We start from the raw sequence: 26,721 nt of genomic DNA, 5'->3' as shown, positions 1-26,721 counted from the left end.
CGCCGCGCCGCCCCGTACTGTTCACCGTCGTCGGCGCTGTTCCAGCCCATCGCCCGCGTCACCCTCGATCCAGCTCGAACCAGACCGTGGTCCGCCCGCCCTCGGACAGGGTCCCCCACCTGTCCGCCTGCATGGCGACCAACCTCATCCCGAACCCGCCTTCGCGTTCCAGGTCCTGCTCGCGCACGTGCGGGGTCCCGGGAACGTCGCCGTAGGGCCCCTGGTCGGTCACCCGGACCTGTACCCGTCCCCGCAGCCGGTGCAGTGTCGCGACGACCTCGCCGCCCGGCAGTCCACTGCGCGAGTGCCGGACGGCGTTGGTGAACAGCTCACTGACCAGCCCTTGGAGTACATCGCTCTTCGGGGCGGGCAGGAGCGCGAGCGCCGCCATGTACCGACGCAGGACCGCGGTCTGTTCCGGGGTGCCCGGCAGTGTGAGCGAGTGCCCGAGTTCCCCGGTCCCGACGTCCACGATGATCGCGGCCCGGTCCCGCGCCTCGATGGTGCGCCGGGGCAGCGGCACCGGCCCGGACATCTCGGGACAGGGTGGTCGGGGCGCCACCCCCCCGATGTCGTCGGCCGTCTCCGGTCGTTCTCGACGGGGGTCCATGCGGGTCACCGATCCCATCCGTGTTCTTCCGCCTTCCGCCTCGCTGTCCGACGACGCCGCGAACCACTCGGCCCGAACGTGAGGGGTCCAAAGACCCTTTCGGTTTCGGTTACCGTGCGGCTTCGTGACAACACCTTGGGGCAGGACTTCACGGAAACACCAGTGAATCAACCACAGGGACAACATTTCGGTGAATCGGTTGCGAGCGGTTGAGAAGCCGTTGCATCGTGGTTCTCTCCGGTTTCCCCCCTTGGTTGAGCAGGTGACGAATGACGGATCGCCGCAAGCCCGAATGGGCCAGGGTGGGCAAGGAACTCAAGGCCCTCCGCAGCAAGGCCAAGCTGACCCAGGCAGAGCTCGCGCCTTACGCCAGCGTGGTTGCCGCGCACGTCTCCGCTTGGGAGAACGGCAAGCGGGGCATGAGCGAGGACCAGGCGTCCAAGCTCGACCGGGCGTTGAACGCCAACGGTCAGCTGCTCCGGGCATGGGAGAGAAACCAGGCCTCTGGAACCATCCCACCCTGGTACAAAAAGGTCCCGAAGCTGGAACAACAATCAACCGAGCTTCGGGAGTACCAGTCCCAGATCTTCCCCGGACTGATTCAGACCCCCGAGTACGCCCGAACCACGATCCAGCACACCGCCCCGTGGGCCACCACCGACGAGGTGGAAGAGATGGTGCTGGCGAGAAAAAAGAGGCAAGAGATACTTGAGAGGGACCATCCTCCGCTAGTGTCTGTCGTGGTAGAGGCGTTCGTCCTAGACCTCATTATGGGTGACGAAACCACCCAAATCGCCCAACTCGATTGGGTGTTGCAACTTGTCGGGGAAGGCAAGATCCGCTTCCAGGTCACACCCCCGAGGACCCTGTATCACCCCGGCGCCGCTGGCCCGTTCCGGATCTACACCTTTCCCGACAATCCGCCGCTGGCCTCCGCCGAGTATGCAAGCGGCGAAGTGCTCATCGATGACCAAGAGACCGTGCAGAAGTGCATGACCATCTTCGGTCTGCTGCAAGCCGAGGCACTACCCATGGGGGCGAGCGTTGAATTTGTCAGGAAGGTCAGGGAGAGCATTGAAGAGCAAGCACGAGCGCGGCGAGCTCCTGTGGCACAAGAGCAGCTACAGCGCGGCGCAAGGCAGCTGCGTGGAGGTGGCCGAAGGGCGGAGCGTTCTGGTCCGTGACACCCAGAACCGACCCCTCGGACACATCGATTACTCCGCCAGGGCGTGGGCGTCCTTCGTCCAGGGCGTGAAGCACCACGCCTGAGCCCGCGCGAGAGGATCGCCATGGAGGAAACCGACATATGAGCGGCCACAGCGTCGGCGAAGGCAGTCGCGTAGAGGTGACCGAGGGGCCTCTCCCGTCCTTGTCCGTGACACCCGGAACCACCCCCTGGGACACCTCGACCATGACCCTGACGTCTGGACCGCGCTCCTCCGCAGCCTGAAGGTTCGGGCCTCCAAGGTTTCGATCCCGATCAACGGCCGACCGGCACACCCCCGGTCGGCCGTTCTCGTTCACCTGTATCCCCGAAGCGCATTCCGGTCATACACCAACCAATGCACATGAAGTTCGGACAATAAGGGATACTCTTCTGACCTGCGACAACGCCGTTCCGAACATCCCCTCGGCAATTCTCGGAGATCGGTCGACATCCACCCCCCGGACGGCTATAGCTTCTGCCGAAACCACGTTCATGGACACCGGTGAAGCAGAGACCTCGCGACGCCTGTCGAGCGCCCGGGGTCGTGGCCACCCCGCCCCGGGGTCCGGAGACCATGCCGAGTCCGCGCGAGGCCGTCACCGACCTCGCCGACGACGCCCCGTGCCCGGAGTGCGGTCGCTACGGTCGGGTGTATGCGCGACACACGGGTGATCCTCATCGGCGGTACCTCGCACACCGGAAAGTCCACGATCGCCCGGGTGCTCGCCGAGCGGCTCGGCTTCTCGCACGCCCGCACCGATCTCCTCGCCCGGCACCCCGGGCGGCCCTGGCGGACGCCCGAACGGGAGGTGCCCGCGCACGTCGCCGAGCACTACGGCACGCTCCCCCTCGACGACCTCATCGGCTCCGTCCTCGCCCACTACGAACGTCTCTGGCCGCGCGTCGAGGAGACCGTCGCCGCGCACGCCGTCGGCGACGGCCCCGGCCTGGTGCTGGAGGGGTCGGCCCTGTGGCCGCCCCGGGTGGCCGGGCTCGCCACCCCGAGCACCGGGGCCGTATGGCTCACCGCCCCGGAAGACCTCCTGCGCCACCGCGTGTACACGGGCTCGGACCACGCGGGGGCCGCCCCTGAGGAGCAACGGCTCATCGACGCGTTCCTCGCCCGCACGCTCCGCTTCCAGGAACTCATGCGCGCCGAGATCGACCGGCTCCACCTCGCCGAGCCCTACGTCGACGGCTCCCGCGGCACCGAGCGGACCGCCGACGCCGTGGTCGCCGCCGTCACCGCCCAGGGGCGCGCCCCGACCGCCTGACCCGCACACGGTCACCTCACGTTCCGTCCGGGAGAAGGCGACCCGGCCCCTCTCCGTGGCTCGGTCCCGTGCTCCCCGAACCCTCGGCGGTACCGCACGCCACCGACGGGTCCACCGCACCGAGCGGTGCGAGGACACACGCCGAACCGGAACCCACGGTCACCCGGTCCCGCAGTCGACGTAGTCGGCGATGTCCGCCTCGTACTCATCGCGGGTCTCGAACGCATCGCCGTCGCTACCGGGATAGGCGGAGACGAAGACGTCCCCGGGAACCTCGGGACCGCACCAGGTCACCGTGTTCACCCGCATGAAGTCGGCCAGAGCCTGGTTCACGTGCGAGATCAGCGGGCCGTCCCCGCTCAGGCCCTCGTCGGAGAGGGCCCAGTCCGCCGGATCGGACTCCACCCGCAGGCCCTCACCGTCCTCCACCAGGACACCGGCTTCCACCAGCACGTCCCTGGGCCCGTCTCCGGTGTCGGCGGTCAACGTGTCGGGGTCCTGCTCGATGAACATGCGCTCCAGGGTGAACGTCCGCACGACCTGCCTCACCCATTCGGCGTGCGGACCGACCGACGTGACCTCCTCCACCGGCGGATCGCCCTCCCCGCCCGTCGGAGCGCACGCACCGGCGAAGAGGAGCACGAGCATCGCCGCCAGCGGAGGAGGCACGTGCCCGTACCGCCGCACTCCCCCACGGGAACGCCTCATCATTCGTCGCCCTCCGGCTCCCGGCGTCCCAGCTCCTGCACCAGGTCGTACCGGGTGTTGTAAGGGGTCGCGAACTCGTTGTACAGGGTGTTGCCGTTCGCGGGCTCCCGGTTCGAGGGGTCGATCAGCGTACTGTTCAAAGCCGCGTGGAGCGCGTTGGCGGCATCGGTCGTCCCTCCTCCCGGCTCATCGGTCACGTTCCATCTGCCGCGGTCGGTCTCGACCCGAATCGAACCGTCCTCCCTGTAGGAGACGATCCCGTACCTCTCCAGGTCCTCCATGTGCGCCTCGCCCGGCCCCTTCAGGACGGCCTCGTTGCCGGAGTCCAGGATGTGGGCGAGGAACTCCGTCTGTTGGTTGATCCGGCGCGTCTCCTCGTTGTCGTTCCCGTTGCCCGGGACGTGCGGGACGATCTCCACGTCGGACGCGGCAAGGTACTCGACGATCGAATCCGATCCCAGGCCCAGCCCCTTGTTGATGACCGCGCCCATGACCGGGATCTTCTCCGCCAGTTTTCCCGCCTCGCCCAGAGCGAAGCCGTACAGCTCCTCCCTGCGCTCCTGGGCCGCCTTGTCGTCGCCGACCCGGTCGGCGAGTTCCATGGAGATGCCCGTTTCGATGAGGGAATGAAGGGTCGCGGGTCCGAGCGAGGCGACCTCGTTGTCCCCGGTCGCGATGTAGAGCTCGGTGGCCGCGTACTCGTAGGCCGACGCCGAGTTGATGACGCGTGTCGCGGCGGCCTCGTCTCCCATGAGGTACTGCATGTAGGCGGCCCGCTCCTGGATACCGATGTTGAACCCGCCGGTCTCGGGGTTGTAGTCGCCCACACCGGTGATCAACTCGTTGTCGGCGTCCTCGATGACGCTCTCGGCGAAGCTGAAGATGTAGGAATCGAAGACCCCGGCGAACGCGTCCGCGAGTTCGGGGTTGAACTCGGTGAACGACGCGTCCTTGCTGTCGCCCACATCGACACCGGTGTCGGTGAGCGCCTTCTGCATCTCGGCCGTGGTCACCGTCTCCACGAAACCCGCCGCCGCCGTGCCCGCGCGCTCCCGCACCTCGTCGTCCTCGCTGAGGGCGTCCTCGGCCATCCAGTCGACGAGTCCGCGCGCGGTGGCGCCGTCGTCGTGCCACTCGTAGGTGAGGATGCCCTCGACGGCGTTGGTGCGCTCGTGCGGGGCGAGCTCCGGCAGACCCGGGATCTCCGTCTTCCCGTTCGGGTACTCGCCGGTGAGGACGTAGTGGTTGGCGTCCTCGTTGCGGGTGCCGACCTCCACCAGCGGGGCCAGCTCCTCCGACACCACCCAGCCGTTCTCGCCCTCCGCGCCCCAGTAGTGCATGTACGCGCCGGCGCCCAGGGTGAGGTTGGTGGAGAAGGCGTCGCCGCCCCGGAGCTCGTCGTCGGTGTGGCGGAGCAGGTGCGACAGGGCCCGCGCGTCCTCCTGGTAGGAGACCAGGTGGTACGGCATCTCGTTCTCACCCGGCAGGTGGAGGAAGGGTCCCTCCGCCGCCCGGCGCACGCTCTGGGGCAACAGGTCGTAGCCGCCGCCCAGGTCCTCGTCGGAGAGGGTGAGCAGTCCGTCGCCGAGCACGCCGAGGGCGTGGGCGCGTTCCTCGCCGCTCATGTGGTCGCCCTCCATCCACGCCGGAACGGACAGGACGCCCGTGGAGTGGCCCCCGCCCTCCATCTCCAGGTTCGTGTAGAAGGCCTCCAGGAAGTCGATCTCCTCGGAGCGGAAACCGCTCCCGGTGTTCTGGGCCTGCTTGGCGTTGGTGCCGATCATGGCCATCACGAGCATCAGCTCGTGGTACCGGTCGTCCAGCGGCTTGTCACCCGACCAGTAGGCGGCCAGCTCCGTGGACCACTCCTGGGCGTTCTCCTCGGTCAACTCGTTCCGGTCGACCAGCATCGTGTACTTGTTCGGGTCGAGGTTGTAGAACGCCCAGTTGGCCTGGCCGCCGTCGATGAGCTTCTGCACGTTGGCCTTGGTCGGGCCCTCCTCCAGCATGTCGCCGATCTCCTCGACGTGCTCCTGGTAGGTGTTCCACAGGGTGTCGAAGCGGCCCTGGATGTTCTCCCGCTTGTCGACGAGTTCGTCGTAGAGGTCGCGGCAGGTGTTCTCCTCGGCCCAGAAGTACCACTCGCGTTCGGGGAAGGTCGACGTGATGAGACTGGAGGCGTACTTGCCCGGCACCCGCCCCTCCCGCTCGGTGACGGCCGTGCGCCACTCCTCCATCAGCTCGTCGCGGCCGTCCCGGAATTCCTCGACGTGGTCGGCCCACATGTCGCTGACCATGGCCGCGTAGGTGAGGGCGACGGCGGTGTCCACCCACAGCTGCCGGTCCTCGGCGGACAGAGCGCTGATGTCCCAGGCCAGGATGCTCGTGAACTGCCCGGCGGCCCCGTCCAGGCTCGCCTGGAGGTTCTCGGAGTCACCGAGCACCCGCCCGTTGAGTTCCTCGAAGTCGGTGGCACGCGCCCGGACCAGGGCGGGTACGGCGTCGATGGTGCGCAGGCTGAGAGAGAGGTCGAAAGAAGCCACGGGGGTTCCTCATCGGGGAGCGGGGTGGGGGGTCAGTAGAAGTTCACGTTGCCCAGGCCGGGGGGCACGTCCTGGGTCGCGCCGGAGAGTTCGTCGGCACTCTCCAGGTCGTTGAGAGCGATCTCGCTCGCCCCCGCCTGGATGTTGTCGGCCAACTGGAGACCGTGCCCCTGCACGTCCACGAACCCTTGGAGGTGGCGTTCCCGGAAGGACCGCCATCCGGCCTCGACGTCCTCCTCGCCCGCGACCCGGATCGCGTCGTCGACGGTCAGGTCGAAGGCGTCGGCCAGGCCCGCCATGGCCGCGGCCAGTGCCTCCGCGTCCTCACCGCCCTGACGCGCCTCGTTCGGATTCACACCGGTTCCACCGCTCATCGCGGATCACCACCTTCGTCGGAACGGGACCACCGTCATACGTAGATCGCGGGGAGAAGGTAACAGTTGAGGGTTTCACGCATGGTTACCCCTTCGTGATCCCTCGTCCGGGACGCCGTGAACGCGAACGGGGGCCGTCGGCGTGACGCCGACGGCCCCCGTGGTCCGGTCCGGTACCCCTAGTACTCGACCGGGATCTCCTCGAACTCCCCGAACGGGCCGGCGCGCAGGGTCAGCTCCTCCACGCTCGCGGCCGGGGCCGGGAACACCGCGACCAGGTTGTACGTGTTGTCCGGCTGGAGGACGTGGACCTCTTCGGCGAAGCTGCTGTAACGCCCGTCGCCGAAGTCCATCTGCGCCACGTACCGCACCAGGCCGCTCTCCGGCTCGAACAGCTGGAAGCCGCCCAGCGTGCCCTTGCCGAACTGCTCCGGGCCACCGGCGACCACGTCGGAGCCGCCCATTTCGGGGATCAGCGGCTCGTCGGTGATGTTCGTGAACGCGACCGTGCCGATCACGTAGGCGCCGTCGCGACGCAGCGGGTAGACCTCCAGGCGGATGCCGTCCTGTTCGCTCTCGGCCACGACCGAACCCGGGTCGTCGTCGTAGGGGGCCGGCCAGGTGACGTTGCGCTGGGCGGTGTCCAGGCCGTCCTCGTCGTACTCCTCTTCCTCCGTCGCCTCGACGGTGTCGTTGAAGACGTAGGAGAACTCCACGCGCCGGTTCCGGGCCCGGGCCTGTTCGTCGTCCGGGCCGCCCTCACGGGCGACGGGCTCCTTCTTGCCGCGGCCCTCGACCTCCAGGGCGAAGCCCGTGCCGATCTCCTCGGCGAGCAGGTCGCGCACGCTCTCGGCGCGCTGGACCGACAGTCGGTCGTTGTAGGCGTCGTCGCCGATGCCGTCGGTGTGACCGATGATCGTGATGGTCGGCTCGTCCGGATCGACGTTGTTCGCGAGGGTGGTGGCGGCCCGTCGGACGACCTCCTCCGCCTCCGGGGTCAGGTCGGAGCGGTCGAACTCGAACATGACGTCGGAGTGCAGGGAGATGATCTCGCGGTCGCCGTCACGGGTGGTGGAGGCGATCTCGGAGTCGACGAAGCTCTGCACCCATCCCTCGTCGGCGACGGCGTTCTCGTCGGGGCGCCGATTGACGAAGGTGAGGTTCTCACCGCGCGGCGGGGGGTTGTCGAGGGAGAGGTGGTCGGCCCCGTTGGGGGTGTCCGGGTCGGAACGCTCCTCCTCGACGTCCTGGACGGGGATGCCCGTCATGGCGCCGAGGCCGCTGCCGACGAAGGTCACCTGGGCGACCTCGTCCGGGATCCGGGGGAAGTAGCGGACGTACTCGTTGGTGACGCCGTCGTGGACGGGATAGAGGCCGTCCTGGTTGGGGCTCTCGGACCCGTACTTGAGGCCGTCCCCGTCGAGGTACTGCCGGTAGACACGGCCGGTGAGGGGGTCGACGAGGGTGTGGGCCATGCTCAGATTCCGGTTGGGGCCGGCGAAATCGTCGAGATAGGTGATCTCGTAGTACATGACGGTGTACTCGTCGGTGCGCTCCAGGCCGGTGATGGCGAAGCGCATCTCGGCGTCCTGCCCGGTGTCCTGGAAGATGCGGCCCTCACGTACGTACGGGAACTCCTCTTCGACCTCCGGAGGGCCGGACGCGTTCCCGAACGTCTCGGACCACCAGTCCGATATGTCCGCGGTGATCGTGCAGCCACTCAGCAGGAGGCTGCCCGAGACCATCAGCGCGGCCGCGGCGAGGGGCGTCTTCCGCACCATGTGGGGGAACTCCGATCGTTGGGGAGACGTACGGGGAACATCCTCCAGCACTCTGGGAGTCGAACCGACCGTGGTGCCCCACAACGGGCGGAAAGTCCATGGGGTCCGGCGCTCGACTCGACGAAGGGCGATCCTTTCCTCCCCGTCCGCCGGCCCCCTTCTCTCTCCTCCCGCCGGGCCGGCCCGGGTGTCCGGCCTCGACACCCGGGCCCGGTGGGTGACCGAGGTCGCCGTCGAACCCGGCGTGCACGCGGTGGAGGTGCGCGCCACGAACGCCACCGGTCCCACCCGGATCCCGGATCCCGTCGACACCGTTCCCGATGGCGCCGAAGGGTGGCACCACCTGCGGTTCACCGCCGGGTGGGGCTCCCCGAAAAAAATCCGATCCGGGACCCATCCGCCTCTGGACCGGCTCCGAATACCCGGTGTGACCACGAAAACGCAGCGCACCGGGGATCGGAGCCGCAAGAGAGGGCGGCTCCTCCTCGGCGCGTGCGCGGGAACGGTGACCGTGGTGGCCTGCGCGGCCGCCGGCGAACTGGTCGCCGCCCTCGTGGGAACGGCGTCCCCCGTGGTCGCGGTCGGCGACGCCGTCGTCGACAGAACCCCCCAGGCCTTGGCCGAGCTGGCGATCGCGCTCTTCGGGACGGCCGACAAGATCGTGCTGCTCTCGGGGATCGTCATCGTCCTGTTGGTTGTGGGAGGCGTACTCGGAGTGGTCGCGCTGCGGCGACCCCTCTGGGCGTACGCGGGCCTGGGGGTGTTCGCCGCGGCCGGTGTCGCCGCGGTGTTCATCGGCCGCGGCGGGGACACGAGGACCGTGATCCCCGTTCTCGCCGCCGCGGCCGTCGGAGCCCTGTGCCTGGCGCTGCTGCTGCGCGCCGTCCCGGACGAGACCGCCCCCGCGGGGGTCGGGACGGTCTCGGGACCGGGACGGCGCCGGTTCGTGTTCACCGCGCTGGGTGTGGCGGCGGCGGCCGGGACGGCCGGAGTGCTGTCCCGGGTGATCTCCGGTTTCGGCGCGGGCGCGAGCTCGCGGGCGGCGTTCGTGCTGCCGGAGCCGGCCTCCCCGTTGCCGCCGCTTCCGAAGGGCACCGACCTGAAGGTGCCCGGACTGACCCCGTTCACCACCCCGAACCGAGACTTCTACCGCATCGACACCGCCCTGACCGTCCCCCGCCCGGACGCCGCCCGATGGCGGTTGCGGGTGCACGGGCTGGTCGACCGACCCTTCGAGATCGACATGGCCGAGCTTCTCGACCTGCCCCTGCAAGAAGCCGACATCACCCTCGCCTGCGTCTCCAACCAGGTCGGCGGCGACCTCATCGGCAACGCCCGCTGGCTCGGACACCCCCTGGCCGATCTGCTGCGCCGCGCCGGCGTCCATGCCGACGCCGACCAGATCCTGGCCACCTCCCACGACGGCTGGACCTGCGGCACCCCCACCGAGGTCGTGATGGACGGCCGCGACGCCCTCCTCGCCGTCGGCATGAACGGCGAACCCCTGCCCCACGAGCACGGGTTCCCCGCCCGCACCGTCGTCCCCGGCCTGTACGGCTTCGTCAGCGCCACCAAGTGGATCACCGACATCCGCCTCACCCGCTTCGCCGACGATCGGGCCTACTGGGCCGAACGCGGCTGGGCGGTCGAAGCCCCGATCCACACCATGTCGCGCGTCGACGTTCCCGCGCCGCTGTCCCGGGTCCCCGCCGGCGAGGTGGTGCTGGCAGGAGTGGCCTGGGCCCAGCACCGGGGCGTCGACGCCGTCGAGGTCCGGGTGGACGACGGGTCCTGGGTCCCGGCCGAGTTGGCCCGGGTGCCCGGCATCGACACCTGGGTCCAGTGGGTGACCGAGGTCACCGTCGGACCGGGACGCCACGACGTCGAGGTGCGCGCGACGGACGCCACCGGCCGCGTACAGACGGCCGAACGCGCCGAACCGATCCCGAGCGGGGCCACGGGGCGACACCGCATCGCGTTCACGGCCACCTGACACACGACTTCACTCCGATTTCCACGATTACCACGAGAAGAAGAGTCAAAGGAGAGAAAGATGATTCGCAAGAGCATTCTCGCCGGCACCGCCGCGTTCCTGGCCCTGGGTCTGAGCGCTTGCGGCAGCATGGCGGAGGAGACCGAGCCCACCGAGGGCGCGGCCAGCGAAGAGGCGACCGATCAGGGCATGGACGACGGCGGTGCGGAAATGACGGAGACCGCGGGCGAGAACTTCGGCCCGGGTTGCGCGTCCGTCCCCGAGGACGGCTCGGGCAGCTTCGAGGGCATGGCCCAGGACCCGGTGGCCACCGCGGCCTCCAACAACCCGCTGCTGTCCACGCTGGTGACCGCGGTGACCGAGGCCGACCTGGGCGACACGCTCAACTCGGCCGAGGACATCACCGTGTTCGCGCCCACCAACGACGCCTTCGCGAAGATCCCGGAGGAGGACCTCGAAGCGCTGCTGGCCGACAAGGAGCAGCTCACCGAGGTGCTCACCTACCACGTGGTGGAGGGCCGGCAGGCCCCCGACGCTCTGGAGGACGGCACGTTCGCCTCGCTCCAGGGCGGTGACGTCACCACCGAGGGGGCCGGCGAGGAGTTCACCGTCAACGGCGACTCGGAGGTCGTGTGCGGCAACGTGCAGACCGCCAACGCCACCGTGTACATCGTCGACACCGTGCTGATGCCCCAGTAGTCGACCGAACCCCCGGGCGGCCCGCGACTCGGGGCCGGACCGCCCGGGTTCCACACGGGAAAGGGGCCGCGCCGAACGGCGCGGCCCGCGACCGCATCAGGGAGGAACCGAATGGATCGGGACGCGGCACGACCGCAGGGTCCCCGGGCGTCGGAACCGGTGCCGGGTCCGGCGCCCGAACGGGCGCTCGCGGATCTGCTGAGCCGGGTGGCGCGCGGTGACGAGGCCGCGTTCGGAGAGGTCTACGACCTGGTCGCTCCATCGGTGTACGGGCTGGTGCGCCGGGTCCTGCGCGACCCGGCCCAGTCGGAGGAGGTGACCCAGGAGGTGATGGTGGAGGTGTGGCGTACGGCCTGTCGGTACGACGCGCGGCGGGGAACGCCGCGGGCATGGCTGATGACGCTCGCCCACCGTCGCGCCGTGGACCGGGTCCGCTCCGAGCAGGTCGGTTCGGACCGGGAGGTCCGGGCCGCGGCGGCCGAGGTGAGCCGCCCCTACGACGAGGTGGCCGAAGAGGTCACCGACCGCTTGGAACGGGAACGGGTGCGTCGTTGTCTGGACACCCTCACCGATCTACAGGAACAGTCGGTACGTCTGGCCTACTACGGCGGTTACACCTACCGTGAGGTGGCCAGGCTGTTGTCCACTCCGCTGGGCACGGTCAAGACGCGGATGCGCGACGGGTTGATCCGGCTGCGCGACTGCCTGGGGGTGGAGTGGTGAGCCGGCGACTGCGACAGGACCCGCACACGTTGTCGGGGGCCTACGCCCTCAACGCGCTGCCACCGGAGGAGACCGTCCGCTTCGAGGACCACCTGGCCCGGTGCGACTCGTGCGTGCAGGAGGTGCGCGGTTTCACCGAGACCGCGGCGAGGCTGGGGACGACCGCGGCGGCCGTCCCACCACCGGGTCTGCGCGCCCGGGTGCTGTCCGAGGTGTCCCGCACCCGCCAGTTGGCGCCGCCTCCGGTCCGCCTGGCCGAACCGGGCCGCCGCTGGTGGACACGCGGCTCGACCTGGGCGATCGCGGCCTGCCTGGCCGTGGCGGTGGCGCTGGGCGCGGTCGCGTGGGATCAGGCCCGGCGCATCGAGACCCTCCAGGAGAACGAACGCATGGTCGCGGCGGTGCTGTCGGACCCGGCGGCGGAGTACACCACCGCCGAGCCCATGGAGGGCGTGTTCGTGGCGGCGGTGTACTCCGAGGCCCACGGCAACCTGGTGTTCAGCGGTCACGGACTGGAACCGTTGAGGGACGAGGACTACCAGCTGTGGTTCACCCGCGTCGACGGAACCGTGTACTCGGCCGGTGTGCTGCCGGTGGACGAGCAGGGTGTGGTCGCGCCGATCCCGGCCGCCCCGGAGGGCGTCGACACCCAGGGGGTCGCGGTGACCGTGGAGCCGTTGGGCGGCTCCGAGCAGCCCACCTCCGAGCCGATCATGGCGATGCCCATCCAGGGGTGAGCCCCGCGGGGCCCGACCCGGTCAGGAGACGATGACGTCCTCGGGCCGGGGCAGGTCCCGCATCACCGGGGAGAGGCTGAACAGCGCGGCCAGCGCCGACACCACGGCCATCGACAGGAACACCCAGGTGGGTCCGGCGGCGTCGAACACCAGGCCCACCCCGAGGATGCCGATGGGCTGGGAGACCAGGCACATGAACATGACCGCGCCCAGGACCCGACCCTGGTACTCGTCGGTCACCGACGCCGCGATGTAGCCGTAGAACACGGCGTTGACGCACGGCACGATCGCGAACACACAGCCCACGAGAAGCCCCAGGGACAGCAGGTTGGGCGCGATCACCAGCGCCAGCGCGCAGATCGGGGCCGACCAGGCGGCGGCCAGGAACGTCGACGAGGGACGCACCCACTTGATGATCGGACCCGCCACCAGTGCGCCGACGAGCCCGCCGGTTCCCGCGAGGGACACGGTGAGGCCGATCTGGAAGTGGCCGGCGCCCTGGCTCTCGGCGGTGGCGATGAGCGCCAGGAACGCGCCCGTGTGGGTGAAGGCCACGTTGAACCCGACGATCCACATCAGCATCGGCCGCAGGAGGGGGTGCCGGGCCAGGAACACGAACCCGCCGACCGTGCCGCGCAGCGTCCAGGGCTCCCGGGTGCGATATCCCGCCGCCTGCATGGGGCGCCGGATGCACAGCACGAGGACCGCCGACACCAGGTAGGTCACGGCCTCGGCCAGGAACGGGAAGGCCCGGCCCAAGCCGAACAGGAACCCGGCGACCGGCGCGCCCAGGGCGCTGGTGCTGAAGAACCGGATCTGGTTCTGGGCGGAGGCGGTGGACACCTGGGGCGCGGGCACCAGCTGTTTGATGGCGGCCATGGCCACGGGGTTGGAGACGCCCATGAGCGCCGAGGAGCACACCGCGACGGTGATGATGATGGGGAAGGTGATGTCGCCGCTGAGCAGCACGGCCCCGAACACACCGAGCAGGACCAGTCGGCCGACGTCGCAGAACAGGAGGACGACCCGCCGGTTGGAACGGTCGGCGAGCGAACCGCCGACCACGGCGGCGAGCATGGTGGTGACCACCTGGGCGGCGCCGATGACGCCCGCCTGGGAGGCGGAGCCGGCGAGCATCAGGCAGAGCAGCGGATAGGCGACCTCCCCGCTCTCCTTGCCGAGTCCGGCGAAGAAACGGCTGCTCCACAGGGCCTGGAAGTCGCGATTGCGGAGGAGCGGAGGCGGGTCGCCCCCGTCGGTGAGCGGAAGCGGGCCGAGCGTGTCGGGAGCGCGGAGCACGTCGGCCGTGGAGGGCCGCCGACCGTCGGCGGTCGGGTGGGGACGGGGTTGGTCCGCCGCCATGATGATCGACTCCCCTGAGGGTCCCACGGGTACCGGGGGCGTCACGATGTCGGCCTGGTCGACTAGAGGTGCGTGTGCGGGGCCGCCCGTCGGTCGACGGACGCACGCTCTCGGGGTCAGCGGAGTCTCCCGGGGGTCTGGCCGGGGGGTGAGGTTCTCATGCCGCCATTATGCGCGCGTTATTCACTTTAAACGTCTTTGTTGGGATGTATCACATACATCAGAGATTCAGGTAGGAAACCTTCGCATCGCAGGTGGGGAAAGCCCTCCCGGGCCGGATTCCCGGTCTCCCGAGCCCTTCCGAGTGGGCGATTCGAGCGCCTGGCCACGTCCGGCCACGGGAACCCCGAAAAACCATCCATGGACTCTTGACCGGCGCACGGGAACGCCGTTCACCTGGCGCGGAAAAGGCTCATGAGAATGCAGATGCACGTGAAATCCGCGCGACCCGTGAGAGGCGGGGAGAAAGGAGAGCCGCGCGGGGTTCCTCGGTGAGAACCCCGCGCGGTGGTCGCCGCCGCGCGTGTCACCCTCGGGCGGGACGGTGACCGGCCGCCGCCGCCTCGATCGTCCACGGGGTGCGCTCCAGGTAGGCCATCAGGGTCGCCCCGACGAGCGAGCCGCCCGCGACGAGCAGATAGGACGGCGCCCATCCGCCGGTCAGCTCGGCGAAGAGACCGAACAGCAGGGGTCCGCCCAGGGCGATACCGCTGCCCACCCCCTGGACGAAACCGGAGAGCGCGGCCGAGCCGCGGGCCGTGGTGGCGCGGGTGTTGATCATGGTCATGACGACCACGAACAGGCTGGTGCCCGCGCCCAGGAAGCAGGTCCACAAGGGGGCCAGGTGCGCCGGCCCCAGGGCCAGGCCCAGATAGCCGACGGCGTATCCGGCCACCCCGAGGGCGACGATCGGGAACGTGTTCGCGGCCCGGGCGGTGACGGTCGGCGCGACCAGACCGAACAGCAGACTCACACCGACCATGAGGGACACCATGGTCCCGGCGTAGGCCGAGGTGTGCCCCGCGTCGGTGAGAAGGGCCGGCAGCCAGGTGAACAGGGTGAAGACGTTCCAGGTGACCAGGCCGAACAGCGCGGCCATGCGCCAGGCCATGCCCACCCGGTACAGCGGCCGGGCCAGGGGCGGTCCCTGATCGGCGCCCGCGGCGCGGTCGGCACGGCGGGCACCCGGAGACGACCACTGCGCGACCCAGAGCATCCCGGCGACGAGGGCGACGAGCGCCCACGAGCCGAGGGCGACCCGCCAGCCCAGGAGCTGTGCGAGGGGCACGGCCACCAGCGGCGGGAACAGCGCGCCGACGTGGATCGCGACCATCTGGACGGTGCTCAGCGCGGCCAGGCGGTCCGGGAAGTACCGCTTGATGAGCGGCGGTAGGACGACATTGCCGAGGGCGGCGCCGGTGAGCGCCACGGCGGTGAGCACCAGCAGGGTGCCGGTCCCGGGCGCGAAGGCGCGCAGCGCCTGCCCCGCGGCGGTGAGGGCCATGCTCAGCACGACGGTGGCCTCGGGGCCGATCCGACGCATGATCAAGGGGGTGACCAGTCCGAACACGGCGAAGGCGACCAACGGCAGTGTCCCGAAGACACCGACGACGGTGGCACTGAACCCGAACTCGGCGGAGATCGTGGTGAGCAGAGGCGACAGTGAGGTGACCACCAGGCGCAGGTTGAGCGCGGCGCAGGCGATGGCCACGAGGGCGAGGATGCGGCCCCGGCGTTCGATGGTGGGTGCCGGGGCGGGCCGTGCCGACGGTCGGTCGGCGATGGCCGTCATCGTCGAAGGTGTCATAGCGGCGACGGACGTCCCTTGTTCAGCGGTGGTGCGGCGTTGCACCGATGCCCGGTCGACCGGCGAGCGACATCGCCTGCCCTCGAAGGATCACTTCCCGGGCGAGCCAAATACGACCTTTTCGCTCAAATGTTAATCATAACCCGGGTGTATACACAACTTTCCGTATTTAATACGGGTATCATGCACACATGGCTGATCTCGACGAACTTGATACGGCGATCCTGGCCGAACTCCAGTCGGACGCACGGAAGACCAACCGCGATGTGGCCGCGGCGGTGGGCGCATCGCCCACGACGACGCTGGATCGGACCCGCGCGCTGCGAGAAAGAGGTGTGATCCGTGGCGCATTGCTGGACGTGGACCTGGAACTCATCGGCCGACCGGTACAGGCGCTCATCACGGTGAGCGTCGTCAAGCCCTCCCGGCACAACATCGAGGCGTTCCGGGACTGGGTGCGCTCACTGCCGGACACCCTGTCGGTGTTCGTGACCTCCGGCAGTGAGGACTTCCTCATCCACGTGGCGCTGCCGGACAACAACAGCCTCTACGCGTTCGTCATCGACAAGCTGACCGAACGCCCCGAGGTCGCCGACGTACGGGCGTCGATCGTCTACGAGCACCTGCGCAACGACCGCATCGCCCCGACCAACGCCCAACGACGCCGCCCCTGACCCCGTCGTGGACGCCCGGGGCGGCGGTGGCCCCGGGCGGCGCGCTCGCCGGTATCGCCACGCCGTGGGGAACCCTGCCGTTCGGGGAACCGTGCGGGGCGGTGCGGATCGCCGCCTCCGCGCTCGTCGTCACCGGGCTCGTGCTCCCGACACCGTGACCCCGCGATCACGGCCCGCCCCGGCTGGTCGACCCCCGGTCCCCCTCGTATCGTGTCCGTGTGACCGACGTCTCAACGGAGTCCATCGCCGTCCGCCGTCTGTGGCAGGGTCTGGACCTGCCCGGGCTGGTGGACGTGCACACCCACTTCATGCCCGACAACGTGCTCCGCAAGGTGTGGGCCTACTTCGACGCCCTCGGCGGGTACTGGCCCATCACCTACCGGGACGACGAGGCGGCCCGGGTCGCCCGGCTGCGGGAGTTCGGCGTGGTGCGCTACACCTCGCTGTTCTACCCGCACCGTCCCGGAATGGCCGTCTGGCTCAACGACTGGGCCACCGGGTTCGCCGCCGCCCACCCCGACTGCCTGCACGGCGCCACGCTCTACCCCGAGCCCGAGGCCCGGGACTACGTGCCCGCCGCCATCGCGGCGGGCGCGCGCGTCTTCAAGGCCCACGTCCAGGTCGGCGGGTACGACCCCCGCGACCCGCTGCTCGACGAGGCCTGGGGCGCTCTCGCCGACGCGGGGGTCCCCGTGGTGGTGCACTGCGGTTCCGGCCCCCTGCCGGGAGCGCACACCGGCCCCGGGCCCTTCTCCGAGGTGCTGCGCCGCCACACCCGGCTGACCGCGATCATCGCCCATGCCGGGTCGCCCGAGTACACGGCCTTCCTCGACCTCGCCGAACGCCGTCCCAACGTCCACCTGGACACGACCATGGTCTTCACCCGGTTCACGGAACGTCGGGCGCCCTTCCCCGTGGACGACCTGCCCCGGCTCAAGGGCCTGGCCGACCGGATCCTGCTCGGCACGGACTACCCGAACATCCCCTACCCCTACCTCGAACAGCTCGACGCCCTGGTACGCCTCGACCTGGGCGACGACTGGCTGCGCGGTGTCCTGTACGGCAACGCCGCCCGCCTGTTCGATCTGTGAGACACCCGAGGACGCCCGACGCAGAGAGAAAGGCCCCGATGGAACTCGCGCTCACCCCACTGGAGTTCGCCCGCCGGACCCGCCGGCTGCACCCCGACCGGCTCGCGGTGGTCGACCGCGACCTTCGCCTGACCTACGAGGAGTTCTTCGACCGCTGCGACCGCTGGTCGTCGGTGCTCCAGGGAATGGGGGTCGCACAGGGCGACCGGGTCGCCTACATCGCTCCCAACACGCACGCCCAACTGGAGTCGTTCTACGCGGTACCGCAGCTCGGGGCGGTACTCGTCCCGGTGAACTTCCGGCTGACCGCCGAGGACTTCGTCCACATCGTGAACCACTCCGGCGCCAGGGTCCTATGCGTGCACGCCGACCGGCTGGAGGCCGTCGACGGCGTGCGCGACCGGCTGCCCGGCGTGGAGCGGTTCATCGCCCTGGAGGGGGCCCGACCGGGCTGGGAGGACTACGAGGAGCTGCTCGCGGAGGCGTCCCCGGCGTTCGAGCGCCCCGAGATCGCAGAAGGCTCCCTACTGACCATCAACTACACCTCCGGGACGACCGCCCGGCCCAAAGGTGTGATGATCACCCACCGCAACGCCTACGTGAACTCGGTGGGCACCCTGCTGTACGGGCGCATCGACGTCGGTGAGTCCTACCTGTGGACCCTGCCGATGTTCCACGCCAACGGGTGGACGTTCACCTGGACGGTGACGGCTGCCGCCGGAGTCCACGTGTGCCTGCCGGTCATGGACCCGGCGGCGGTGTACGAGCTCATCAGGGTCGAGGACGTGCGGTGGTTGTGCGCCGCGCCGACCGTGCTCATCATGCTGGCCAACGCCCCGGCCGAGGTCCGGGGCGAGGTGCCGCCGGGCGTCCGTGTGTTCACCGCGGGCGCCTCCCCCGCCGCGGCCACCATCGAACGCCTGGAGGACGACTTCGGGTGGACGGTCACCCACGTCTACGGCCTGACGGAGACCGCCCCCTTCATCACCGTCTGCGAACCGCGCGCCGAACACGCGGGCCTGCCCGCACGGGAGCGGGCGGCGATCAAGGCCCGGCAGGGCGTCGAGCTCATCACCTCCGGCGAGCTGAGGGTGGTGGGCGACGACGGCGAGGAGGTGCCCTGGGACGGCAGGACCACCGGTGAGATCACGGTGCGCGGCAACGTCGTGATGAAGGGGTACTACGACGATCCCGAGGCCACCGAGCGGGCCATGGGAGACGGGTGGTTCCACAGCGGCGACGCGGCCGTCGTGCACCCCGACGGGTACGTGGAGATCCAGGACCGGATCAAGGACGTCATCATCTCCGGCGGGGAGAACATCTCCTCCGTCGAGGTGGAGGGCGCTCTCCTGCGCCATCCGGCGGTGCTGGAGGTCGCCGTGTTCGGGGTCCCGCACGAGAAGTGGGGCGAGTCGCCCCGGGCCGCGGTGGTGCTCCGCGAGGGGGAGCGGGCCACCGAGCGGGAGATCATCGACTTCGCCCGGGACAACCTGGCGCACTTCAAGGCGCCCACCGGGGTGGAGTTCGTGGAGAGCCTGCCCAAGACGGCCACCGGCAAGATCCAGAAGTTCGTCCTGCGCGGCGGCGCCTCGGCGGTCTCCCGACAGTAGGGGGCGGGCCCTCCGCCCCCGCTCTTCAGGGGGCGGAGGACACCCCCGGGTTCACTCCCGCGGCGGTGCCAGCAGGATGAACCCGGCTCCGAAGGGGTCGGCGCAGGCCGCGACGCGACCCACGCCGGGGGTGTCCTCGGGTCCCATGTACACCTGACCGCCGCCGGCGCGAACGCCTCCCACGGCGGTGTCGGCGTCGGCGACCATGAAGACGGGGTTCCAGGCGGCGGAGCCCTCGGCGTCGTCGACCTGTTCGGGGAGCAGGGCCATGACGCCGCCCTGGTCCCGGTCCCTGCCCGCGCCGGCGGGGGTGACGACACGGTAGTGGCCGGACTCGCCCGGGAGGTCGAAGTCGCTGTAGGACCACCGGAACAGTTCCCCGTAGAAGTCCACCGAGCCGGGACCGTCGGGTGTCCAGAGTTCGACCCAGCACAGGGATCCGGGGGCGTCGGCGCGCTGTACGCCGGGGAAGGCGGCCGGGTGCCACACCGCGAACCGGGCGCCCTGCGGGTCGAAGAACTGGGCGGTGCGGCCCAGGTGCAGGACGTCGAACGGTTCGATCAGCACGGTTCCGCCGAGGCGTTCCACGGCCACCGCCGTGCCGTCCACGTCGGGGTCGTGGAAGAACACCGTCCAGCCGGGACGTTCGCTCTCGCCGACGGTGGGGCACAGTCCGGCGACGATGTCGCCGGCGAGCTTGAGGGACAGGTAGCCGGCCGCCTCGGGGCCTCCCGCGGGGATCGCCTCCCAGCCGAAGACCCGCCGATAGAAGGCCGCGGAGGCATCGACATCGGGAGAGGACACCTCGACCCAGCAGGGGGATCCGGGCAGGAAGTCGGTGGTGATCATCGAAGGCGCCTCCTCATGAACCCACATCATTCCCGAGTCCGGGCCGCCGTTCTCGTCTCCCGGGGCTGGAAGCGGCAAAGTCTCTCACAACACACCGCAACCCATCGAACACGGATTCGGACCGTCGATGCCGCAGACCCCTCCACGGGGCGTCGGCCCGGAGGCGTCGGCGACGGAAACGGACGAGGAGGGGGCCGAAGTACTTGCCCGAGTTCACTTCCGAGCCTCCCGCGTCCCCAGAAAACGGCTCGCCCTCCCGGGCCGCGTACGCGAGTATCGCGGCATGGACACGTGTGCACAGTGCGGAGCGGTGAGCGACACCCCTTGTGAGGAGTTGTTCCAGCGGCTGCTGGCGCTGGACCACTCCCGTCAGGAACCGTGGGGCCCACTGCACGGCGTCGCCGTCGCCTGTTACCTCCTCCAGCACCCGGCCTCCCTGGCTGAGGGCACGCACACCTTTCCGCTGGAACTGCTGCGGACCCACGTCGCGGACGGGGCCGAGGCCTCCCACAAGCTCACCCAGCGCGCCCGCCGCGCCAACTCCCACCGGGTCCGCCGACGAGAGAACACCACACCCGCCGCCCGGGCAGACGTGCCCAGCGGGTTCACGTTCACCGTCGCCGAGGTCGCCGTGGACGGTGGTTTCCCGGCCGAAGGCCACCCCGAACGCGTCAGAACCTGGGCGGCGGCCACCCTGGCCGCCTGGCAGGACTGACGACGGGACGAGGCCGCGTCTCCCGACTCAGTGCTTGAAGTGGACGAACAAGCGGCCAAGGCTCTTCCGACGACCGCACTCTGTCAACAGCGTGACCGGACCACGGGGCTCATACCGCCACCACGTGCACGTCGTCGGCGCCGATCGCCTCCACGTACGCGGTGATGTCCCCGGGGTCACTGGTGAACACCACCGCGCTCCGGTGCTTCACGGCCGTCCAGGCGACGAGGGCGTCCACCGCGTCCGGGCGTTTCTTCGCGGGGAGCACCGCCACGCCCAGCACCGCACCGATGCGCCGCCAGTCGGTGGTGTCGGGAGCCGTCGCACACACGATGCATTCCGCCTGCCCCGCGCTCGTCGGCCGCAACGCGGGTACGGACGAGCGGGCCTGGGGGACCGTGCACTCCTTCAGAATCGCGCCCATGGCGTGAACGGTCGCCGGGTCCGGACGCCACACCTGGGCGAGGACGGGGCCGGGGACCACGGGGCGGTGCGGCGACCGGGTGAGCCCCCGGTGCATCTGCACCGCCTTGGCCTTGCGCGCCGCCAAGGCGATGAGCATCCCTGTGTCGTAGACGGGGGTACGGGCGCTCACGCCACCTCTCCCCGATAGGAGTCATGGGTCTCCCCGACGCCGTGGACCAGGCGCATCGCCTCGTCCACCTCACGGCGCTCGTCCTCGCTCAAGGATTCTTCGCCCGCCTCGTCCACGGGTCCGTAGTGCTCGGCACGCCCTTCGGCGTCCGCGATCAGCGCGTCGAGACCCGCGAACTGGGCTTCTGCCGTCTCGACCTCGGCCATCTGCCGGATCGCGGCGTTGACCAGATAGGACGAGACGTCCATGCCCGCACGATCCGCGTGCTCCCGGATCCGCTCGGCGTCCTCGGCTTCGAGGCTGATACTGATGCGTACTCTAGCCATGACACCATGGTAATACCCGTATTACGATGCGTCGATGATTCCGACCGACCAGCCAGGTGCAGGCTCAAAGTTCGCGGTGGACCTCGCGGCGATGGGCGATGCGCAGCGCCACCACCACGAGCCGACCATCATCGATCGCGTACCCGATGGTCACCCACGCGGATGCGCCACAGCCCCGGGTACCCGCTGAGCTGACGACAGCCGTCAGGACGAGGCTCATGCTCCAATTCGAGCACGGCCGAGTGCACACGGCGGGCCACGGGCTTGTCGAGCTCCTTGCTCGCCCGACCGTCGAACACGACCTCGTAGGGATGTGATCGTTCTTCGGTCACAGGCCGAGCCCCCTGGCGACGTCCTCTGCGGACACGACCTCGGCGTCACCGGAGCGAATCTCTTCCAGCCGCTGGTGGGCGATGCCACCGTCCCGCTGGTCGAGGAGTTCTTCGTAGGCCTCGACCAGGTAGATCGGGACGATCGCAGCGACCCGCTCATGATTGCGCCCACGAGTCACGTAGGTGATCTCATCACCGAAGGCCGCTCTGTTCACTCTCTGGGAGAAGCGGTCGCGAGCCTCCGCAACGGACAGTTCAACAGGCTCAATGTCCATATCTTCAGCATGCGCCAAGTTGGCCAAGTTGGCCATTGAAATCTCTGGGATCAGCGCCTGAAGTGGACGAACAGGCGGCCGAAGTTCTTGGAGTCCTTCTCGACGCGGTGGTATCGGGCCTTGACGTCCTTGCGGTCGAGGAACCGCAGCACGCGCTTCTTGAGCTGGCCCGACCCCTTGCCCGGGATGATCTCCACGGTCTTGGCGCCGGTGCGCTCGGCCTCGGCGATGATGTCCTCCAAGGCCCGGTCGATGTCCCGGCCCTTGTTGAAGATGTCGTGCAGGTCGAGCTTGAGCCGCATGGCCGCCTCCGTCCGATCACCCGGGATCATACGTGTTCGCGCTCGCGTTCGCGCAGGCGCAGGGCCCACAGGACCCCCACGACCGTGGCGACCGCCAGGGCCCCGGCCGCGGCCAGGGTGAGGCCGTCGGGCCGGACGACCGACTGACCGCGCAAAGCCTGCCAGGTGAGCAGGACGACAAGGCCGGCGTAGGAGCCGGAGGCGACCAGGACCAGCCGGGTGCGCAGGGCGTCGGAGGTCAGACGCGGGTACCGGTGGGCCAGGACCGTCAGCAGCAGAGCGAACAGGATGATGACCTGGAGTCCGTGCAGGCCGACGAAGTGGGCGACGCGCAGGTCTCCGGCGACCGTGCTCCAACCGACCAGGGGCAGCCCGGGGCCACCGTCGGGAAGGCCGACGGTGTGGGCTCCGATGACGTCCGAGGCATTGCCCTCACGCAGGGTGACCATCTGTTCGGCCGTCGGCATGGTCATGAGGAAGGCGACCGCCATCCCGGCGAGGGCGATCGCGATGCCCGCCCGGATGGCAACGGTGATGGAGCGTTCGCCGAGTCGCTGGACGAGCAGGAGCACGCCGATGGCGAGGGTGACGAGCCACACGGTCGTGATCATGACCGCCATCAGGCCGTAGACGGCGGTGTCGAAGAAGGTGGCGTTGTTGAAGTGGCTGACCTGACCGCGCACGACCTGGAGGGTGATGGCGACGAGTTCGCCGGCGAGCATGACGGCGATGACGGTACCCAGCCACCAGGCGGTTCGGCGCCTCCGGGTGACGAGGGACAGCAACCAGGCGAGGGTCAGGTTGTAGACGATGGCCGAGATCGCGAACTTGGTGGGCTTGAGCCAGGCGGGGTCGCCGTTGATGATCCGGTCGTCGAGGACGAGACCGGTGACGGAGACCAGCAGGAGGCCCAGGCTCAGGAGCGCGGTCAGGGTCAGCGGCCGGTGCAGATCGATGATGGCGCGCACGGTGGTCGGCGGGTTCATGACACCCTCTCTCATGGGTAGCAACACTATCCATACTGGATACTAGAACTATCTAGTATCTATGTGGATTTCGCAAGGCAGAACAGGAGAGGATGTCCGTCATGCGCATCGCCGAACTCAGCGAACGGGCCGGGGTCCCCATCCCGACGATCAAGTACTACCTGCGGGAGGGCATCCTCCCCCGAGGTGAACCCACCGGGCGCAACCAGGCCAGATACGGCGCGGAGCACGTGCACCGGCTACGCCTGATCAGGGCCCTCGTCACCGTCGGCGGACTGCCGATCACCACCGTTCGCGAGGTCCTCGCCGAGGTCGCCGAGCCCGGTCTGGGCCTGCACACCAAGCTCGGCCTCGTCATGCGCCGGATCCCCCTGGTCGGAACCGACATCGAACCCGAGGAGGAGGACCGTGAACGCGCACGGGCGTTCGTCACCCGCCAGGGCTGGTTCTTCTACGAGGACCACCCCGCCATGGACGCCCTGGCCGTCGTCCTCGCCGGTCACCGCGAAGCCGGGCACCCCGTCGACGACGCCTCCCTGGACCGCTACGCCGCCGCCATCGAGCAGGTCGTCCGGGTCGACCTGGACCGCGTCGGCGACCTGCCCACGTCGGAGGAGGTGCTGGAGGCCGCCGCCGCCAAGACCGTGCTCGGCGACACCCTGTTCACGGTCCTGCGTCGCCTCGCCCAGATCGACGAGTCCGCGAAGCGGTACCTCGACGAGGACGAACACCGCTCCGCGCGGGAGGACTGAGGCGTGTCGCCCGGATGCCGCCCGTCGCGAGAGAGGAACGTCGTCGGACACGGGCCCTGCGCGGAGGGCGGTGGCGAGCGTGCCGGGGCGTCGCGCGGCAGGACGGGTGTCCGCGGAACGCGCCCCGCCCCCGGTCAGAAGCGGTCGGTGAAGGCCGCGCGCACCCGCTCGTCCCGGTCCAGGACCGCGAAGACCACGCGCTCGAACACCCCCGCGAACCCACCGCGCAGGTGCTCCACGAAAGCCGCCGCGACCTCCTCCGGCCGGTTGCCGAACACACCGCACCCCCACGCGCCCAGCACCAGCACGTCCACCCCGTGGTGGGCGGCCACCGCCAGCACGCCCCGGGCCCGCGCGGTCAACACCCCGGGGATCGCCCGGGCGTCCTCGGCACCGTTGCGCTCGATCATCCTCCGGTTGGGCGCCGCGCAGGTGAGGAACCCGACCGCCGGCGGCTCCGACAGCCGCTCGCCCCGGTCGTCGCACAGCACCGGTACCCGGGGAGACCAGATCACCCGGTCGCTGTAGAGCAGGGACCGCTCCTCCCGGTGGTGCGCGTAGAACTCGGGGCATCGGGTCAACGACGCGTACAGGGCGCTCGACCGGGCCAGACTCTCCTCCTGGGCGCGCGCCCCGTTGGCGACGCCGCCGCCCGGGTTGCGGGCCGACGCGAAGTTGAGCGCCGCCACCTCGCCCTCCCCCGCCAGGCGCAACAGCGCGGCCAGGGTGCTCTCGCCCGTCACCTCGAATCGGGTGTCGTGCCGTGGGACGGACGCGGGCAGCGCGGCGATGTCCTCCGGAAGGTGGTGCCGGGTGCCCTCACGCATCGCCGCCAGGTCGGCGGACAGGTCGACCGGCAGCGCGCCGACCCGGTACCGCTCCGCCTCGAACATGCTCTTCGTCTCCGACCAGATGCCGCGCAAACGCTGTGACACAGGCCCTCCCACTCCGTACGACGGACACGGCAGGCTAATGCGCGCGCGTTCCCCCGGTCCACTGGAAAAACCCTGGACCGACGCGGTCCCGCCGACGAGGATGTGGTACATGGATCAGAAGAGACTCGTGCGCGCCTCCAGGTACATCGCGCGTGTGCTGCGCCACGACCCCGACCGGATCGGGGTGCGCCTGGACCCCCGGGGGTGGACGCCGGTGGACGACCTGCTCCGGGGCCTGCGCCGGGCGGACGTCCGACTCGGCCGGGGGGAGTTGGAGGAGGTCGTCGCCGGCAACGACAAGAAACGGTTCGAGTTCAGCGCGGACGGCACCCGCATCCGCGCCCGGCAGGGCCACTCCGTCAGCGTCGACCTGGGCCTCGTCCCGACCGAACCGCCCGAGACCCTCTACCACGGGACCGTCGGCCGTTTCATGCCCGCCATCACCGCCGAAGGGCTGCGGCCCATGAACCGGCACGACGTCCATCTGGCACCCGACACCGGGACCGCCGCCAGGGTGGGCGCCCGCCGGGGCAGGCCCGTGGTGCTCGCCGTCGCCGCGGGCCGCATGCACCGGGACGGCCACGGGTTCCGGGTGACGGGGAACGGGGTGTGGCTGGTGGCCGCCGTCCCGCCCGGGTACCTGAGCGGGACCGCCCCCGTCACGGCTTGACGGCGCTGAAGATCGCGGTCCCGGGGATCATCCGGCCGCGCACCGGACCCCAGCCGCCCCACACCCGGTCGTGCCCCTCCGGCCATTCGGGCTCCGTCAGGTCGCGCAGGACCAGTCCGGCCCCGGCGATCCCCCGCACCCAGTCCCCGACCGTCCGGTGATGCTCCACGTAGATCGCGTTGCCGTGGTCGTCCTCCTCCACGTAGGCGCGCCGGTCGAAGTAGGACTGGTGGACGGTGAACCCGTGCTCGGTGGGGTCGTCGGGGAAGCTCCACCGGACGGGGTGGGTCACCGAGAAGACCAACAGCCCGCCCGGGCGCAGCACCCGGGCCGACTCGGCCAGGGCGTCGTCGGCCGAGGGCACGAACGGGAACGCCCCGAACGAGGAGAACACCACGTCGAAGGCGGCGTCGGAGAACGGCAGCCGCTGGACGTCGGCCTGGACGGTGGGCAGACGCGTCCCCGAGTCCTCGTCGATGCGCCGGGCGTGCTGGAGCTGGCGGAACGACAGGTCGAAGGACACGACCTCGCGCACTCCCCGGGCACGCAGCCAACGCCCGCACTGGCCCGCTCCCCCGCCGACCTCCAGGACGCGGCGCTCGCGCAGGGCGTCGAGATCGCCCAGGAGACCGATGTCGGCCTCGGTCAGCCCCTCGGGACACCACACGAAGTCGACATCGCCGAGGAAGTCACCGTGGTCGGCCTGGTAGGCGTCGGCGGCGCCGTCCCACCACAGGCGTCCCGCGCGAACGCTCTCACGTGGGTCGACGGCGCGCCGCTCCATCCGTCCC

29 protein-coding genes are annotated in these 26,721 nt (G+C 69.9%); 13 read left to right on the top strand and 16 right to left on the bottom strand.

Annotation, left to right across the window (positions count from 1 at the left end; genetic code table 11):
• Positions 1-58: 58 nt before the first annotated feature.
• The gene (locus RM479_RS26235) at positions 59-628 is read right to left on the bottom strand and encodes an ATP-binding protein (RefSeq protein ID WP_311514364.1); all 570 of its coding nucleotides are present in this window, start codon (positions 626-628) and stop codon (positions 59-61) included.
• Positions 629-879: 251 nt separating this feature from the next.
• On the opposite strand from RM479_RS26235, the gene RM479_RS26230 reads away from it, so the two are divergent.
• The 3 genes from RM479_RS26230 to RM479_RS26220 all read left to right on the top strand — a co-directional run bounded on the left by RM479_RS26230 (position 880) and on the right by RM479_RS26220 (position 3,091).
• On the top strand, positions 880-1,794 hold the full coding sequence (locus RM479_RS26230) for a helix-turn-helix domain-containing protein (protein ID WP_311514363.1): 915 nt from the start codon (positions 880-882) through the stop codon (positions 1,792-1,794).
• The gene (locus RM479_RS26225; protein ID WP_397223214.1) at positions 1,757-1,879 is read left to right on the top strand and encodes a DUF397 domain-containing protein; all 123 of its coding nucleotides are present in this window, start codon (positions 1,757-1,759) and stop codon (positions 1,877-1,879) included. The genes RM479_RS26230 and RM479_RS26225 overlap by 38 nt, the downstream gene beginning before the upstream one ends.
• 591 nt (positions 1,880-2,470) lie before the next feature.
• Positions 2,471-3,091 (top strand): hypothetical protein, encoded by a 621-nt coding sequence (locus RM479_RS26220; protein ID WP_311514362.1) that lies wholly within the window; start codon positions 2,471-2,473, stop codon positions 3,089-3,091.
• 159 nt (positions 3,092-3,250) lie between these two features.
• Here the strand turns inward: RM479_RS26220 and RM479_RS26215 are convergent, their stop codons facing one another.
• The 4 genes from RM479_RS26215 to RM479_RS26200 all read right to left on the bottom strand — a co-directional run bounded on the left by RM479_RS26215 (position 3,251) and on the right by RM479_RS26200 (position 8,497).
• Positions 3,251-3,760, bottom strand: a complete 510-nt coding sequence (locus RM479_RS26215; RefSeq protein WP_311514361.1) for a hypothetical protein — start codon at positions 3,758-3,760, stop codon at positions 3,251-3,253.
• A 38-nt stretch (positions 3,761-3,798) separates the two neighbouring features.
• Entirely contained in the window at positions 3,799-6,342 is a 2,544-nt protein-coding gene (locus tag RM479_RS26210) for a TPR repeat region-containing protein (protein ID WP_311514360.1), read from the bottom strand.
• A gap of 32 nt (positions 6,343-6,374) precedes the next feature.
• Positions 6,375-6,716, bottom strand: a complete 342-nt coding sequence (locus RM479_RS26205) for a hypothetical protein (RefSeq protein WP_311514359.1) — start codon at positions 6,714-6,716, stop codon at positions 6,375-6,377.
• A 179-nt stretch (positions 6,717-6,895) separates the two neighbouring features.
• Positions 6,896-8,497 carry an OmpA family protein gene (locus tag RM479_RS26200; RefSeq protein ID WP_311514358.1) on the bottom strand — a complete coding sequence of 534 codons (1,602 nt, stop codon included), beginning with the start codon at positions 8,495-8,497 and terminating at the stop codon, positions 6,896-6,898.
• Between the two features lie 427 nt (positions 8,498-8,924).
• On the opposite strand from RM479_RS26200, the gene RM479_RS26195 reads away from it, so the two are divergent.
• From RM479_RS26195 to RM479_RS26180, 4 genes are all read left to right on the top strand, one after another.
• Positions 8,925-10,490: a molybdopterin-dependent oxidoreductase gene (locus tag RM479_RS26195; protein ID WP_397223211.1), complete on the top strand. Its 1,566-nt coding sequence runs from the start codon at positions 8,925-8,927 to the stop codon at positions 10,488-10,490.
• 60 nt (positions 10,491-10,550) lie between these two features.
• Positions 10,551-11,189: a fasciclin domain-containing protein gene (locus tag RM479_RS26190; protein ID WP_311514357.1), complete on the top strand. Its 639-nt coding sequence runs from the start codon at positions 10,551-10,553 to the stop codon at positions 11,187-11,189.
• 111 nt (positions 11,190-11,300) lie between these two features.
• Entirely contained in the window at positions 11,301-11,912 is a 612-nt protein-coding gene (locus RM479_RS26185) for a sigma-70 family RNA polymerase sigma factor (RefSeq protein ID WP_274812939.1), read from the top strand.
• Positions 11,909-12,649, top strand: a complete 741-nt coding sequence (locus tag RM479_RS26180; protein WP_311514356.1) for an anti-sigma factor — start codon at positions 11,909-11,911, stop codon at positions 12,647-12,649. The genes RM479_RS26185 and RM479_RS26180 overlap by 4 nt, the downstream gene beginning before the upstream one ends.
• Positions 12,650-12,670: 21 nt before the next feature.
• Here RM479_RS26180 and RM479_RS26175 read toward each other — a convergent pair whose 3' ends face one another.
• Positions 12,671-14,011: an MFS transporter gene (locus RM479_RS26175; RefSeq protein WP_311514355.1), complete on the bottom strand. Its 1,341-nt coding sequence runs from the start codon at positions 14,009-14,011 to the stop codon at positions 12,671-12,673.
• 526 nt (positions 14,012-14,537) lie between these two features.
• Positions 14,538-15,818: an MFS transporter gene (locus RM479_RS26170; RefSeq protein WP_311514354.1), complete on the bottom strand. Its 1,281-nt coding sequence runs from the start codon at positions 15,816-15,818 to the stop codon at positions 14,538-14,540.
• A 191-nt stretch (positions 15,819-16,009) separates the two neighbouring features.
• Here RM479_RS26170 and RM479_RS26165 point away from each other — a divergent pair, with 191 nt between their 5' ends.
• The 3 genes from RM479_RS26165 (at position 16,010) to RM479_RS26155 (ending at position 19,193) form a co-directional block, all read left to right on the top strand.
• Complete coding sequence (locus RM479_RS26165; RefSeq protein WP_311514353.1) at positions 16,010-16,492, top strand: Lrp/AsnC family transcriptional regulator; 483 nt, start codon at positions 16,010-16,012, stop codon at positions 16,490-16,492.
• Between the two features lie 218 nt (positions 16,493-16,710).
• Positions 16,711-17,583 (top strand): amidohydrolase family protein, encoded by an 873-nt coding sequence (locus RM479_RS26160; RefSeq protein ID WP_311514352.1) that lies wholly within the window; start codon positions 16,711-16,713, stop codon positions 17,581-17,583.
• 38 nt (positions 17,584-17,621) lie between these two features.
• Positions 17,622-19,193 (top strand): long-chain-fatty-acid--CoA ligase, encoded by a 1,572-nt coding sequence (locus RM479_RS26155; protein ID WP_311514351.1) that lies wholly within the window; start codon positions 17,622-17,624, stop codon positions 19,191-19,193.
• Between the two features lie 51 nt (positions 19,194-19,244).
• On the opposite strand, the gene RM479_RS26150 is transcribed toward RM479_RS26155, so the two are convergent.
• On the bottom strand, positions 19,245-20,042 hold the full coding sequence (locus RM479_RS26150; RefSeq protein ID WP_311514350.1) for a VOC family protein: 798 nt from the start codon (positions 20,040-20,042) through the stop codon (positions 19,245-19,247).
• A 127-nt stretch (positions 20,043-20,169) separates the two neighbouring features.
• Here RM479_RS26150 and RM479_RS26145 point away from each other — a divergent pair, with 127 nt between their 5' ends.
• Positions 20,170-20,757 (top strand): DUF5946 family protein, encoded by a 588-nt coding sequence (locus RM479_RS26145; RefSeq protein WP_311514349.1) that lies wholly within the window; start codon positions 20,170-20,172, stop codon positions 20,755-20,757.
• A gap of 109 nt (positions 20,758-20,866) precedes the next feature.
• Here RM479_RS26145 and RM479_RS26140 read toward each other — a convergent pair whose 3' ends face one another.
• From RM479_RS26140 to RM479_RS26115, 6 genes are all read right to left on the bottom strand, one after another.
• Positions 20,867-21,352 carry a hypothetical protein gene (locus RM479_RS26140; RefSeq protein ID WP_311514348.1) on the bottom strand — a complete coding sequence of 162 codons (486 nt, stop codon included), beginning with the start codon at positions 21,350-21,352 and terminating at the stop codon, positions 20,867-20,869.
• Positions 21,349-21,678: a plasmid mobilization protein gene (locus RM479_RS26135; RefSeq protein ID WP_311514347.1), complete on the bottom strand. Its 330-nt coding sequence runs from the start codon at positions 21,676-21,678 to the stop codon at positions 21,349-21,351. Before RM479_RS26135 ends, RM479_RS26140 begins: the two co-directional genes overlap by 4 nt.
• Positions 21,679-21,742: 64 nt before the next feature.
• Positions 21,743-21,898, bottom strand: a complete 156-nt coding sequence (locus tag RM479_RS26130) for a type II toxin-antitoxin system RelE family toxin (RefSeq protein WP_311514346.1) — start codon at positions 21,896-21,898, stop codon at positions 21,743-21,745.
• Between the two features lie 108 nt (positions 21,899-22,006).
• Positions 22,007-22,285 carry an antitoxin of toxin-antitoxin stability system gene (locus tag RM479_RS26125; protein WP_311514372.1) on the bottom strand — a complete coding sequence of 93 codons (279 nt, stop codon included), beginning with the start codon at positions 22,283-22,285 and terminating at the stop codon, positions 22,007-22,009.
• A gap of 50 nt (positions 22,286-22,335) precedes the next feature.
• Positions 22,336-22,587, bottom strand: coding sequence for a Smr/MutS family protein (locus RM479_RS26120; RefSeq protein WP_311514345.1), 252 nt, complete (start codon positions 22,585-22,587; stop codon positions 22,336-22,338).
• Positions 22,588-22,613: 26 nt separating this feature from the next.
• Positions 22,614-23,573, bottom strand: a complete 960-nt coding sequence (locus tag RM479_RS26115) for a hypothetical protein (RefSeq protein ID WP_311514344.1) — start codon at positions 23,571-23,573, stop codon at positions 22,614-22,616.
• A gap of 101 nt (positions 23,574-23,674) precedes the next feature.
• On the opposite strand from RM479_RS26115, the gene RM479_RS26110 reads away from it, so the two are divergent.
• Entirely contained in the window at positions 23,675-24,325 is a 651-nt protein-coding gene (locus tag RM479_RS26110) for a MerR family transcriptional regulator (RefSeq protein ID WP_311514343.1), read from the top strand.
• Positions 24,326-24,459: 134 nt separating this feature from the next.
• On the opposite strand, the gene RM479_RS26105 is transcribed toward RM479_RS26110, so the two are convergent.
• On the bottom strand, positions 24,460-25,260 hold the full coding sequence (locus RM479_RS26105; protein ID WP_311514342.1) for a TIGR02452 family protein: 801 nt from the start codon (positions 25,258-25,260) through the stop codon (positions 24,460-24,462).
• 109 nt (positions 25,261-25,369) lie between these two features.
• Here RM479_RS26105 and RM479_RS26100 point away from each other — a divergent pair, with 109 nt between their 5' ends.
• Positions 25,370-25,930: an RNA 2'-phosphotransferase gene (locus RM479_RS26100; RefSeq protein ID WP_311514341.1), complete on the top strand. Its 561-nt coding sequence runs from the start codon at positions 25,370-25,372 to the stop codon at positions 25,928-25,930.
• Here RM479_RS26100 and RM479_RS26095 read toward each other — a convergent pair.
• Positions 25,920-26,714, bottom strand: coding sequence for a class I SAM-dependent methyltransferase (locus tag RM479_RS26095; protein WP_397223220.1), 795 nt, complete (start codon positions 26,712-26,714; stop codon positions 25,920-25,922). The two genes, RM479_RS26100 and RM479_RS26095, sit on opposite strands and share 11 nt — an antisense overlap.
• Positions 26,715-26,721 lie beyond the last annotated feature (7 nt).

The sequence above is a fragment of the Nocardiopsis lambiniae genome (assembly GCF_031845465.1).
Taxonomy (GTDB): Bacteria; Actinomycetota; Actinomycetes; order Streptosporangiales; family Streptosporangiaceae; genus Nocardiopsis; species Nocardiopsis lambiniae.
This window is presented reverse-complemented; position numbering and strand designations above follow the sequence as displayed.